Here is a 13011-nt window from a genome sequence, read left to right on the forward strand (position 1 = left end):
CACCTCTTAATTAACTCTCTCAAATCGTGACAGATCATCAATCCGAAAGAGAGATGCCGATATTGCTTCCTGTTCCTCCCCGGGAATCTCTCTCTTAACAGTCCGCTGCTCAATGTACTCCTCATCTCTCCCCACCTCCCGCTCAATACTCAGTGAATAGATGAGATTAAAACGGTCATAAATTGTATGTTCTTTTAAATCTGTAAGACATATCATCTGGGTATTATACTTCCTGGAAATTTCAAACAATGGTTTCAGCAAATGTTCCGAGGTAATGGGACCAAAGGGATTATCCATAATCAGAACCTTACTCTGACTTAAATTCCCCGGCATAACTTCTCCACGCATATAAGTCAGCAAAGATATAAATACAACAAAAGCACTGACAAACTTTTCTCCTCCTGAGGTTTCTTCAATCACCTGGCGCCAGCTCTTCTTTCTCAATCGGTTCGGCTCTATTTTCATCAGATTTATGTGAACTTTGTTAATACCTGCAAACCGATCAAACAGGGCATAGGAATTAATTTCATTCAACAGCAGGTTCTCGGCGGACTTTTCCTGCCTGAACAAGTTCTCGCACTTTAAGATAGTTTCTTTCAAGTACTCCTTTAATGCCAACGTGTCCAGACTGTCTTTTGGGGGCAGATCAATTAAAAGCATCTTACATCTGCGTCCATCAAGATCAATGACTGAGTTCCGGTCAATACTGTTCAGCTCATCATATACATTTTTCAGATAGCTCAGCGTATTATCAAGAATACTTTTTTCCATGTCATCCATCTTCTTCAAATCGATGGAATGCTGCGCAAGCTTTCTGTCAATCTGCATATACACCCTGGAAAAAGCATGCTTTGCAAGCTCCGGCTGGTATCTTTTTTCCCCTGCCAGAATAGAGCCAAAGAGAACCTTAAACATCTCACTTTTAACCGTGAACTCCGTCTCCAGTTCCATGTAGACGGAAGACAGGCTATCTCTTTGTATCCGTATCTTCTCCGCCGTATGCTTTTCCATCTGCAGCTGCTCCTTTACCCATTCCTGCAAATCCTCGGGTAATGGAAATCCTTCTTTGTCTTCTTCCGCAAAGCTGCGGAACTCTTCCAGAGTAAAGAGCATCTTATTCAGCTCCCCTGTATCCTTTTTCAGTACAAGCAGTTCCTTTTCCAGTTTCTTCAATGCATCCTTACAGCTTTTCTTTTCCGCCTCAAAATCCAGACTTCTGACTGCCTCCGGGTTGAGTGCCTTGTCTCGGCCACATCGGTCTGTTATCATCCTAAGCGCATATTTTACATCTGAATTTTTACCGGCAGCAGCAATACGCACAGTGTCAAGCTCCCCTTTTAACTCAGCCTCTATCTGCTCTGATTCCCCCTGCTCTTTTGTTATTTTGTCGAGCAGTGAAGCACTATATTCCCTGCCCTCGTAATCCTCGTCCCTGACATACAGCTGCATAAGCTCTTTTTGCTTCTCTTCCCGTCTGCGTCTGTAATCCTCCAGTATATCCTGCAGATTCCGGATTTTTCCGTCGCTTTCAGAAGTCAGGACTTTTAACCTGGCTTCCAGCTTCTCCGGTTCCTCGTAAAATCTTCCCGCCGGTTTCGCATCCTGATATCTGAGATATTGTTTTTTGTTATTCTCAATATCTGTATTTCTGTTTCTTAAGATCTCTTCTTTTTCATGAATTTCTTCCGAGATTTTTTCCAGGACATCCTCGATCTCTCCTATCTGACGGAGCATCTCTTCTTCCTGCTTCTCCAACTGCTGTTTCTTCTCCCTGGCTCCTCTGATTTCCTCTGTCCTTTTCAGGAATACCGACACTTCTTCATTTCTTCGTAACAAGATCCCCTGTTGATTTTCAATTCCCCACCTCTTTATTTCCTTCTCTGAGAGCTGTTTTTTGAGCTTATTGATTTCAATTTCCAGCTCCATAATGCTTTGCTCATTGGATTGCAGGATCTCTTCGGCCTTATCATGGGCTCGGAAGATTCTTTCGGCTTCCTCCCTTGTATAAGTAAAACTCTCCGCCTTTAGAATTGCAATCTCCGTATGCTTTAAGGATTCCCTTGCCGATAAGCAGACCTCATCATTTTTCCTTATTTTTAAGTTGATTTCTTCCATAAGCTCTTTCAGAAAATTTTTGTTCAGCAGCCGGTCATCATATGTAACTAGGAATTCGGACTCCCCCAGACGGTAAACATGTTTCCCGGATTTAACAGCCAGAGAATCCGCCAACTTCTCTTTTTCAATCAGAGGTAAAAAGGACGGAAGAGCTCCTTGGAATTCCAGGCTCCTGATTTTATCCATATCTTTACGGGACAAAATTAAGGAAACAGACAAAAATGGGTTGTTTTTTAAAAGTTTGACCTTTTCATATCTGTCACAGTCAAGATTTTTAATCCACTCGTACCCGTGCTCCGCATAGATACCATGTTCTTCCAGAACCTTTACAACTTCCTCCGGCAACTCTGCTATGCGCTCCGATTCGTATTGCTTTTGCTGCTTCCTAAGTATTGAATTATCCAGTGTCATTTCCTGAATCAGGTGACTGTACCTTTCGGCTTCCCCTTGCAGTATACTTAAGACTTTCTCTCTGTCATATAAAGCATCCTCCGTTAATTGGTATCCCCGGAGGATTTTTTCCATCTGGTTTTTCTTATCCTTAAAGACCTGAAGTGCATTCTCCGACTGACTCTTTTCCACAGCGAGTGTCTCCCGCCTTTTTGTGCATTCCTGTAATTCCTGTTGTGCCACGTTCAGGTTTTGGCTGAGACGTTCTGCCTGCTCCTTGAGTTCCTCTATCTGCTGCCGGCATTCTTCCTTTTCCTGTCTGAACTTCTCTTCTATGACCGTTGGATCAAGGAAAGTATCTCCCCCTTTTCGGGAGCGTAGATTAATTTCCGGATAAGATACCAGTAATTCCTTTTCCCTTTCTTTATATGCTTTGATACGGCTTAGAACATCAATCCGTTCTTTTTGCAGAACCTTGACCTTTTCTTTTTGGTCTTTTCTCTTGTTTTTGTTGTCGATTTGCCTGTCTCCTGCCTCTTTTAACAGTCCTTCTTCCAGCTCTTTTAAATCTCTTAGACTTTTTCCCCTCTCCCCATAAATCTCTTTCAGGGAAAATGAAATATCTAAAATAATTTCTTTTTGGTCCTCCTGCTTCAGGTTCTCCTTTTCCAGCTCCGTCTCGAATCCGGTAATCCTGCTGCCCAGCTCCTTTAATTCCTCCCGGCAGGAAAGCCCCAGCATCACTTTCTTTTGATACTCCAATCTATGAGCTTTTTCCTTCTGACTATTAAGTGCATGCGCAAGATCTTCCTGATGCTTTTCCAGCTCCCCGAGTTCTTTATTGACCTTATGATATTCCCCGGACAACCTTTCATATTCCAGATAATTAAATGCTTCTTTCATTTGATCCGTTTCATGCAGCAGGCGCTTTTCTGATGCAAGCTGCATATGCAGCTGTCTCTTCACCGCCTCTCCTGCATTTCCAAGTTTCTCTTTACAGATTCTGTTCAGCTGAAAAGAATTTTCCTGTTTTTCCAATGCTTCTATCAGAGGTTCAGACCTTGTCCGGAAGTTTTCAAAAACCACCCGTTCTTTTACCATAGCTTCATTCCTCAGCCGGGAAACAGCATGATTCTTGATCAATTCTCTGATATTCTCGATAAAGCTTCCATCCTGATTTAACTGATCCTCAATTGTTGGAAGAAACCATTTCTTAATCAGCGCATTACTTGTTTTGCAGTCATTGAAAAAAGAATTCAGCCCTGCCTCTGATTCGTTGATTTTTACCATCAGATTTTTCCACTCAAATGCATGAATCTGATATGCAAGCAGTCTTCGGTTATACTCTCTTTTATCATCCGGCAGTTCCCATCGGTAAAGCCATACCTTCTGTCCTTCTTTTTCCGCATTGGAAAGACTTTTAATTACCTTATCAAACTCAATCAGCCTTACAACACCTTTTTCTTCCTCCAATAATTCAATATTTCGGATATCAAATCTGCCGCCCTCCTCATACTCAGAAAGAAAGGTAACCACTTTCAGCCTTTCATCCTCCTCTTCGGTGTTTCTGCTGAGAACCCTTTTGACGCCTATTCCCGTCATAACACGCTTTGACTGTCCGTCCAATATCCATTCGATCATAATATAACAAGGCGATTTAACGTTTGTAAAATAGCTTTTGAAATTTCGATCCTTCAACTTTAACTTTGGCACCATCGGCTGCATCATCATCTGCACCAGAACCGTCTTCCCTCCACCGTTTTGCAGGTTCAGCAAGGCGTCCTCGCCATCAGCAAAATCAAAAGTCTGATCGTAGATATGCCTGTTTTCGTTATATACAAAATTAATAATTCTTATCTTTCCGATCTTTGCCATTGTGTCTCCTTATCATCCTTATCTTTCCAGTAATTTCTCAATAATTTCAATTCTCTCCCCATCCAGGAAATGATACATCATAAGATTGGTGAATTTTACTGTGGGCCTGGCCTCCTCCTCTGCCTTATCATAAATCAGCAGATCCTGCTTTTCCATAAATGCACAAACACTGCGCAAATACCCATATTTTGTCTTCCTCTTCCCCGGCTCATCAATTGGAAGAGCACTCCACTGTTCGTACATCGTAGTAATATTAAACTTTGCCTCTTCCTGTTCCCGCTCAATATTTTTTTTACGGGCGGCAAAGGTAAGACGTTCACTTACAATTGTTTCCAAATCTCCAACCCTGATAAAGTCTCTGGATTTTACAAAACTTCCTTTACCGCTGAAAAACGTCATAATCAAGATTGTGATAATATATTGGGAAAGATAAAAGTCTACCTTTCTGGCATCATAGCTAATGACCTTTTGCAGCTTCATATCTTTGATACCAATTACATCGTTCTCCTCATGGGGAATCAAATAAACCACCTGATTAAAACGCTCGATGGAAACATCGCTTTCTTTCGCAAGGATCTCCAACAGTTCCCGCACTTCACTGTCAGAGTAATCCATATAAAATTCCTTATTATTTTCATAGCTGAGTTCTCCTTCTTTCAGCAGAAAATAATAGATTCTCATGGCTTTACTCAGATTTGCTTCATTCAAAATCCTCTACCTCCATTTTAAACAACAGATTCGGACAGTGAAGTCCCATAGTGATTTCCATAGCTGACCCATGTTCCATCGCACGTTCCGGAATAAAAATCTGCTCTTTTGGAAATACCTGAATTGTAAGTTTCTTTATATTTTTGTAGATACTGTTTCTGCCAATAAGCCTTAAAACACAGTATTTTACATCAAACTCTTCTGAGGGATTAAATAAGGTCCTATTCTTTTGCTGTTTAATCAGTATAAAATCAATTTCTTTTTGCGAGCTTAAGTTGAGCAAAACATTCGTAAGAATTCTGATCTCAGGCACCAGTTTCCCGTACTCCTCGCCTACGGCTTCAAGCAGTTGCTTAAGCGTCAGTTCTTTTCCCGCCGCAGCTGTATATTTGCAGATCATCTCAAATATATCCAGATACTTTTCATTTCTATCGCGTATCTTTTTATCATTTTCACTTTCCAGCTTACTGAAATACTTGTCCGACATCAGAATACCACTACCCTCGTTGGATGTCTCTCCACTTTGGATTTTCTGCTCCTTAAGAACCTTCCCAAAATTAAAATACTGATTTACCGAGGGCTTGAATAAAGGCCTCAATACTTTAATCAATGGATTGCTTAAGGTAATATCTTCTTCCAATCTATTCACTACTGCCTCTTCAAAGTTCATACGATTCTCAAATCCTATAAACAAAAGCTCATCAACTGCCTCATTATATATTTTTTGAAGCTCCTGTTGTTTTAAAAGGAGTCTGGACTGTTCCGTAATAATCATTTTAAGGCGGCTCCGGATATAAAACAGATTCTCCCGCTCCTGTTCCATCACGTTCGGAGAACACTTGTCATCGCTTTCCTCCAGGGATTGTTCCACTGTTGCAATCAATTCATACAAGCTGTCATATCCGCTTTTTTGTTCCTCCAACGTGTCAAAGGTACTGTTATAAATTTTCTCATATTCGTCAATACCGGCATTCCCTATATCTTCCTTGACTTTTTTGATAAAGTAGTTAATTTTCTGTATCTGGGTTTTACTCAAATGAAACAAATTATCCACGCTGTTTCTGGCATCCGTGAAATTTCGCTTTTTGATAGACAGGCTTAACTTGAACTGCTCAATGGAAATCTGCATGGCCTCTTCGATTTCCAGAGTATTAAACATAAACTTATACCCCTGAGGCGTCATATAGTAAGAATAGACCGAATCACCACCAAGAGAAATCCTTTTGTCATCAATTAATTTAACATGAATCTTTTCTTCTTTTTGGGATTCAAAATTATATGTAATAAAATAATAAGGAACACCGGCATTTTGCAGACACTCCTTAATCAGGCAGTCTGTTATATCCTGATATTCCTCATCCTGTAGATTCTTATGCAGATATTCAGCATCCATTCTTCTGATAAAACCCGCAAGATCCTGCTTTGTACAGGTCTCTTCTATCAGAGATTTCTCCATTATAAACAAAAGCACCAACATGACCAGATTCACCGCTTCTGATCCGTTTATGTGATACTCCCTGAGTTTCTGTTTCCTGGATACCCGCTCTGTCAGAAAGGCTACGATTGCAACAATCTCTGCCCTTTTATGAAAATTCTTTAAAAATTCATAAGTCAAAATTATATTCCACTCCCTTTGCTTTTCTCCACTATAAGATATCACATTGTGGGAATGACAGCAAGTATATGCACAATTGAATTCACTGGTACGCTATGTTATACTCTTCATATCCCCCCATGGGGGATATGAAGGAGGCGGTTTATGAAATCCAGACAAAATAAAAGAACAGCAGCTATATGTGCAATTTTCGCAGCTGCATTATACGCACTTAATTCTCCTGTTTCAAAATTGCTGCTCACAAAAGTTCCCGCTGTCATGATGGCTGCGTTTTTATACCTTGGAGCAGGTATTGGTCTTTCTCTTATTCGATTCGTTCAACAGAAATATGGAAAAAAGCAAACGGAATCCCCACTTACCAAAAAAGAGCTGCCCTATACCGTAGGCATGGTTATGCTTGACATAGCAGCTTCTATCTTCCAAATGATCGGTTTATCCATGACTTCAGCTGCAAATGCCTCATTACTAAATAATTTCGAAATTGCAGCAACCTCTGTCATCGCCTTTATGGTCTTCAAAGAATTTATATCCATACGGTTATGGATCGCTGTCGGTCTTGTATCCTTAGCCAGTATGATAATCTCTGTGGGAGATACCGCTTGTCTTACACTTTCTTTTGGATCACTTTTTATACTGCTTTCTTGTATATGCTGGGGATTTGAAAATAATTTTACCAGAATGATTTCAGATAAGGATCCGCTGGAAATTGTCGTTATCAAAGGTTTCGGCTGTGGGACCGGATCCATGATGATTTCTTTGATTCTGGGAGAACGGCTTTCAGATGCCAGGTACATATTTCCGGCTCTTTTTGTTGGATTTGTTTCTTTCGGACTTAGTATTCTCTTCTACATCTATGCTCAACGGGAGCTTGGTGCCGCAAGAACAAGCACATTTTATGCACTTTCCCCGTTTATCGGCGTTTTATTGTCTCTGATTCTTTTTCGCGAAGTTCCATCCGTCTCATTTGTAATTGCATTGGTAATTATGATTATCGGTACTTACTTTGCCGGGTCTAAAGAATAAAGATGTCTGGTACTTGCCAAATCTATTTATAATTGTGTTTCTCTCTTGACACAAGAACTTTATTGATATACAATACTAATAAGGAACAATTATTATAAAGAGGCTATATTATGATCAGACGCAAAACCATTCAATGTGATTTAGTTCTTGAGACTGTAAATCAGCTCGGCTGCCATGCAACTGCAGATGAGATATATGAAACACTCATTCATGAACACCCACACATCAGTAAAGCAACCGTGTATCGGAACCTGCAGCGGCTTTGTGAAATGGGGAAAATTTGTAAAAGGGAATTTCCCGGTGGAGCTGACCGTTATGACCATATCTGCAGTGAACACTATCATGCAAGATGTGTAAAATGTGGCCGTGTTTTTGATGTTGACATGGAATATATGAAAGATATTGAGAAATCTATCCGGGATGCTCACGGGTTCCTATTTACCGGACATGATATCGTTTTTAAAGGTATATGCAGGGACTGCAGTAATAAGCTATTATGATGCAGGCGACCAGGTATAACATTATTTCGTGCTTATACGGGAGCATAGAAACACCCCGTAAATTATATAAAAAAGGAGAATAGTTTATGAGAAGCATTACAACATTAGAATTGCAGTATGCACACAGGTTCTATGGATTTAAAGGAGAAGCACAGTATTTGCACGGCCACACAGGTACCCTGACAATTGAGGTAAAGGATTCTGTTAATATGGGTGTTAATATGGTCTTTCCATGTAATGAAATTAAGAAGACCGCATGGGGCGTCTTGAAGAATTTTGATCATGCACTGGTTCTTCGAGAGGATGATCCTCTGCTGCCTGCAATTCTTGATGTTTACGAAAAGCAGGGCATTAAGAACGGTGCACCGACCAATCAAATGAAAGGACCTGCTTTTAAGACAGAGCTTGCAATCGCATATCCAGAATGTCGTTTGGTGGTTACAAAGGAGACAATGACTGTTGAAGGAATGATCAAGATTGTTTATGACTTGCTGAAGGATAAGCTGAATATTGCAAAACTCACCTTCACCAGCGGTGATAATGCAGCTTCTGAAGAATTTGAAACCGAAAATCAGATTGACCGTTGTCCTCTGTGTGGTATTGCTTTAGATGAAAACGGCGTATGCCCCAAGTGCGGATACAAAAAATAATTGCATTCATAAAGTAGTCATGTAACAATTGCCTTTCAAAAACAGGAGAATTTTGGATAAACCAGAATTCTCCTGTTTATGTGCTTTTCTCCAAGTATCTCCTTGTAAAAAGGTAATAAAAAGTATTTGTTTTTTTTCTTTATCTGATGTGTATAATGATGTAGAAACATAGACAAGGCAGATTGAATTCAGGGAGGAGAATATGAAAATCAAGCTACACAAAAGGGACCGTATGTCAAAACTACTGTATGTTTTTATAACAATTATGATTTTCTGTGTAACATTACCGGTGCAGGTATTGGCCGCAGAGGAACCGGCTAATGAAACTATTTGTCCGGAGGAAGAAAGTATTACCGGAGAAATTACAGGCGCAGATGATGAAGTTGTTTTAGAAGAAACTATTTTGCCTAATGAAGCTGCTCAAACAGATATTAAGGATGCTGAAGTCCGCAGTAATACGGAGCCACAGAAAGTGATCGTAACTTTTAACCCCAATGATGGTGAAACTGAGGATTATAATAGTTTTTACAACGTTAACGTTCCGTCCGGTGGAAAGATTACCGAAAAGCCGGAAAATCCCACCCGGGAGGGTTATCAATTTGCGGGATGGGCTTATGTTTTTGAGGGAGATAATAAACCATTATTCTGGGATTTTGATGAAGATACGGTTGCGGATTACAACATAACCCTCTGGGCTGTATGGGAAAAAGTCTTTCTTGTGGCTTTTGACCCCAATGACGGTATAAATACAGATTATAATAGTTTTTATAAAGCTAACGTTCCGTCCGGCGGAAAGATTACCGAAAAGCCGGAAAATCCTACCCGGGAGGGTTATCAATTTGCAGGATGGGCTTATGCTTTCGAGGGAGATAATAAACCATTATTCTGGGATTTTGATGAAGATACGATTGCGGATTACAACATAACCCTCTGGGCTGTATGGGAAAAAGTCTTTCTTGTGGCTTTTGACCCCAATGACGGTATAAATACAGATTTTAATAGTTTTTATAAAGCTAACGTTCCGTCCGGCGGAAAGATTACCGAAAAGCCGGAAAATCCTACCCGGGAGGGTTATCAATTTGCAGGATGGGCTTATGCTTTCGAGGGAGATAATAAACCATTATTCTGGGATTTTGATGAAGATACGATTGCGGATTACAACATAACCCTCTGGGCTGTATGGGAAAAAGTCTTTTTTGTGGCTTTTGACCCCAATGACGGTATAAATACAGATTTTAATAGTTTTTATAAAGCTAACGTTCCGTCCGGCGGAAAGATTACCGAAAAGCCGGAAAATCCTACCCGGGAGGGTTATCAATTTGCAGGATGGGCTTATGCTTTCGAGGGAGATAATAAACCATTATTTTGGGATTTTGATAAAGATACGGTTGCGGATTACAACATAACCCTCTGGGCTGCATGGGAAAAAGAAGATAAAGGAACTGATGCTGATAAAGATGACAAGGACAATAAAGAAGATAAAGGAACTGATGCCGATAAAGATGACAAGGACAATAAAGATGTTAGTAAGCCAGGAAATAAAAAGCCTTCAGTAAAGGTTTACAAAAGTAGTTCTCCACAGGTCATCCGTAAGGTGAGTTACAACCCTAAGACGAGTGACAACAGCAATGCAGTTCTATGGACGGTGTCTGGTGCATCGGCACTGGGACTGGCTGTTCTTGCCGTATTGCGTAAAAGGAAAGGGTTGAATAAACATTAAAAACCGATATAAAATATATTGATAGTTATGCAAGGACAGTTCTTGTGGTAATTCGTTCCTTGTTCTCTTTGGCATAAAAGTACCTCCAAACTGTTGTGATTCTCTTACACCCGTTTGGAGGTTTACAGAATCTCTGGTGAAAGTGTCCGTTGTAAACTAACTTGTACTAAATTTCAGTTTTCTCATTATCATCTTCTAAAGCACTTGTAACATGAACCTGATTTTTTACGTAAACATCATGATGTATGAAGTTAAGGTATGTCAATTGTTGTGCGACTTCATTATAAATCGGTGCTTTTCCTGTTGGGTCCTTTATTGTCAATCTCATACCGTAGTCCTGACTTAGTTGGTATCCTTTCTTAAGAGCATCTTTTTCTATAAAATCTCGATACAATCCTTCAATTTTTAAATACCACTTACGAGAAGAGTGCATACACTTGTCACGATTAGCTGGTGTCATATCATTTAGGTCAAATGATAATTTTAAACGTAGCTTCTGCCACTGCATTGTCATAGGGACATCCTTTCATACTCAGAGAACGGCGGATATGAAAGGCTTCAAGCGTTTCATCCAGAATTTTGTTTTTAAACCCATTTCCACGGTCTGTATGAAATATCTGTATTTTGTCCAGATTGACATTAACCTTGGAAAAAGCCTTGCTTACCAGCACAGAATCTTTGTTCCTTCCGGCACTGTAACCAATAATTACAGTCTATCAGAACGTAGTCATAATTCTTCTTAACCTCATTGATGCCAGTTTTCAGAATGCTCTCACGACTGATGGCATTGATAAGCCTTACCTCAAGACCTGACAGCTCAATGTTAGACGGGAGCAGGTCAACACCCTCATTGTGGTGCAGGATAGCTGCTTGAACATCAACGGATTTATCGTCCATGATGTCCTGCATAATGGTAGAGAGCGTAACGGGAATATTGTCTGGTTTGGCATAGCCTAATGCCATTGTCAGATTTGCCTGTGCATCAGCATCGACAAGTAAAACCTTGTTGCCTTGCTTTGCCAGACCCACTCCCAGATTGACCGCTGTGGTGGTTTTGCCGACACCACCTTTCTGATTGGTCAGAGCAATTACTTTGCAATTTGACATAGTAGCGTCCTCCTTTCGCATAAATTTAGCCACCTTATCAGGGTGGCTATGTAAAAAAGGTCATGAAAAAAGCCGACTGGCTGTTATACCAATCGGCTATGTAAATCATTATTATATTTTAAAGTAGGTCTCAAAGATAAATTTGAATTTGTTTATGAAACTGAGTCACTATAATTTATTTATATCCTTCTGTATAGACTCACACCAACCTTCAATTACTGTTGGAGCATCATCTCCAAGTGGTAACATCGATGGTGGATTATCCATAGATACTACTTCCACAATTCTTTTTGCAAGTAAGTCTAAATCTCCAAACTGCATATTTGATACATTTTCTGTAAATGAATCCTGCCATCTTGACTCATTATAATCTTCTATAACATTATCTGGATTCGTTCCCCACACATTCTTATTATAAAAATTCGTCCCAAACATACCTGGTACAGCATTTGTAACCTTAATACCAAATGGTGCTACTTCAAAGGCAAGAGACGTAGAAAATCCTGTCACTGCAAACTTGCTTGTATGGTACAAAACTGGTCCGGGAGAAAAAGATGCTGTAGAAGAAACATTGATGATGTGTCCACTTCTTTGCTTTCTCATAATTGGAAGAACTGCTTTAGTCATTTTCATCATTCCAAAGAGGTTTGTCTCAAATAGCTGACGCATATTTTCTTCGCTTGTCTCTTCAAAGAATGTTATCCTTCCTCGACCAGCATTGTTCAAAAGGATATCAATTTTTCCAAACTTTTTCACTCCCGCTTCAGCAACATCAGCAAACGCTTTTTCATCCTTATCCGTAACATCTAATTTCAAATTAAGAATTTGGTCTTTATATTCGGTTGGTGCAACAAAATCATTCTCTTTACGAGTAGTAGCGATAACAGAATCACCGTTTTTCAAAGCTTCCATTGCTACAGCATATCCCATTCCTTTTGCTCCACCTGTAATAAGCCATACTTTTCTCATTGCGCTCTCCTTTGCAAATTCTGATTTGTTTCAGCCTATTATAACATCTTTCCGTAAATTTTTCTATCCACTTTCAATTTCTTCACAGAGCATTTGCCATCTTAAATATCAGTTCATCAATGCAGTCGGTATATCTGCCTTGCTGAATGAGTTGGTTTTTCAACTCCACAAGGCTATGTACTGCAATCTTTCTCTCATGGCTATCCAAATATAGATGGTATGTCGGGTCTTTCATACTCGCCACCTCCTTATGATTTCATTGTATATGGAAATGAAACGCAGTTCAAATGTGTAGTGTTTGAAATTATTTAGCCCCATAAATCAGGTCTTTTTACAGGC

General features: G+C 39.9%; 9 protein-coding genes and 3 pseudogenes. 4 read left to right on the plus strand and 8 right to left on the minus strand.

Features of this window, described 5'->3' with window-relative positions; translation table 11 throughout:
• Positions 1-6: 6 nt before the first annotated feature.
• From KNL20_RS15700 to KNL20_RS15710, 3 genes are read right to left on the minus strand one after another with little or no spacing between them, the layout of a single operon-like run.
• The gene (locus KNL20_RS15700) at positions 7-4380 is read right to left on the minus strand and encodes a coiled-coil domain-containing protein (RefSeq protein WP_230398633.1); all 4374 of its coding nucleotides are present in this window, start codon (positions 4378-4380) and stop codon (positions 7-9) included.
• Positions 4381-4398: 18 nt separating this feature from the next.
• Positions 4399-5088: a DUF6063 family protein gene (locus tag KNL20_RS15705; RefSeq protein WP_230398634.1), complete on the minus strand. Its 690-nt coding sequence runs from the start codon at positions 5086-5088 to the stop codon at positions 4399-4401.
• The gene (locus KNL20_RS15710; RefSeq protein WP_230398635.1) at positions 5081-6703 is read right to left on the minus strand and encodes a coiled-coil domain-containing protein; all 1623 of its coding nucleotides are present in this window, start codon (positions 6701-6703) and stop codon (positions 5081-5083) included. Before KNL20_RS15710 ends, KNL20_RS15705 begins: the two co-directional genes overlap by 8 nt.
• 144 nt (positions 6704-6847) lie before the next feature.
• Between KNL20_RS15710 and KNL20_RS15715 the strand changes: the two genes are divergently transcribed.
• The 4 genes from KNL20_RS15715 to KNL20_RS15730 all read left to right on the plus strand — a co-directional run bounded on the left by KNL20_RS15715 (position 6848) and on the right by KNL20_RS15730 (position 10596).
• Complete coding sequence (locus KNL20_RS15715) at positions 6848-7726, plus strand: DMT family transporter (RefSeq protein WP_230398636.1); 879 nt, start codon at positions 6848-6850, stop codon at positions 7724-7726.
• Positions 7727-7836: 110 nt separating this feature from the next.
• A complete protein-coding gene (locus tag KNL20_RS15720; RefSeq protein ID WP_230398637.1) occupies positions 7837-8226 on the plus strand; it encodes a Fur family transcriptional regulator in 390 nt (129 codons plus the stop codon).
• 86 nt (positions 8227-8312) lie between these two features.
• Positions 8313-8876, plus strand: a complete 564-nt coding sequence (locus tag KNL20_RS15725; RefSeq protein WP_230398638.1) for a 6-carboxytetrahydropterin synthase — start codon at positions 8313-8315, stop codon at positions 8874-8876.
• Positions 8877-9078: 202 nt separating this feature from the next.
• Positions 9079-10596, plus strand: a complete 1518-nt coding sequence (locus tag KNL20_RS15730; protein ID WP_230398639.1) for an InlB B-repeat-containing protein — start codon at positions 9079-9081, stop codon at positions 10594-10596.
• Between the two features lie 166 nt (positions 10597-10762).
• Here KNL20_RS15730 and KNL20_RS15735 read toward each other — a convergent pair whose 3' ends face one another.
• From KNL20_RS15735 to KNL20_RS15755, 5 genes and pseudogenes are all read right to left on the minus strand, one after another.
• Entirely contained in the window at positions 10763-11110 is a 348-nt protein-coding gene (locus KNL20_RS15735; RefSeq protein ID WP_230398640.1) for a hypothetical protein, read from the minus strand.
• Positions 11073-11303 (minus strand): annotated as a pseudogene (locus KNL20_RS15740) (IS3 family transposase); the annotation flags it as partial. The pseudogene KNL20_RS15740 and the gene KNL20_RS15735, both read right to left, overlap by 38 nt.
• Before the next feature lies 1 nt (position 11304).
• A pseudogene (locus KNL20_RS15745) lies at positions 11305-11703 on the minus strand (ParA family protein); the annotation flags it as partial.
• A 168-nt stretch (positions 11704-11871) separates the two neighbouring features.
• A complete protein-coding gene (locus KNL20_RS15750) occupies positions 11872-12672 on the minus strand; it encodes an SDR family NAD(P)-dependent oxidoreductase (RefSeq protein WP_230398641.1) in 801 nt (266 codons plus the stop codon).
• A 38-nt stretch (positions 12673-12710) separates the two neighbouring features.
• A pseudogene (locus KNL20_RS15755) lies at positions 12711-12907 on the minus strand (hypothetical protein).
• Between the last annotated feature and the right edge of the window lie 104 nt (positions 12908-13011).

The sequence above is a fragment of the Novisyntrophococcus fermenticellae genome (assembly GCF_018866245.1).
GTDB classification, from domain to species: Bacteria; Bacillota; Clostridia; order Lachnospirales; family Lachnospiraceae; genus Novisyntrophococcus; species Novisyntrophococcus fermenticellae.

Excerpts from the sequence above, each read along its gene's own strand:
- KNL20_RS15750 (WP_230398641.1), bottom strand. The coding sequence starts at position 12,672 with ATGAGAAAAGTATGGCTTATTACAGGTGGAGCAAAAGGAATGGGATAT.
- KNL20_RS15720 (WP_230398637.1), top strand. The coding sequence starts at position 7,837 with ATGATCAGACGCAAAACCATTCAATGTGATTTAGTTCTTGAGACTGTA.
- KNL20_RS15725 (WP_230398638.1), top strand. The coding sequence starts at position 8,313 with ATGAGAAGCATTACAACATTAGAATTGCAGTATGCACACAGGTTCTAT.
- KNL20_RS15715 (WP_230398636.1), top strand. The coding sequence starts at position 6,848 with ATGAAATCCAGACAAAATAAAAGAACAGCAGCTATATGTGCAATTTTC.
- KNL20_RS15735 (WP_230398640.1), bottom strand. The coding sequence starts at position 11,110 with ATGACAATGCAGTGGCAGAAGCTACGTTTAAAATTATCATTTGACCTA.
- KNL20_RS15700 (WP_230398633.1), bottom strand. The coding sequence starts at position 4,380 with ATGGCAAAGATCGGAAAGATAAGAATTATTAATTTTGTATATAACGAA.
- KNL20_RS15730 (WP_230398639.1), top strand. The coding sequence starts at position 9,079 with ATGAAAATCAAGCTACACAAAAGGGACCGTATGTCAAAACTACTGTAT.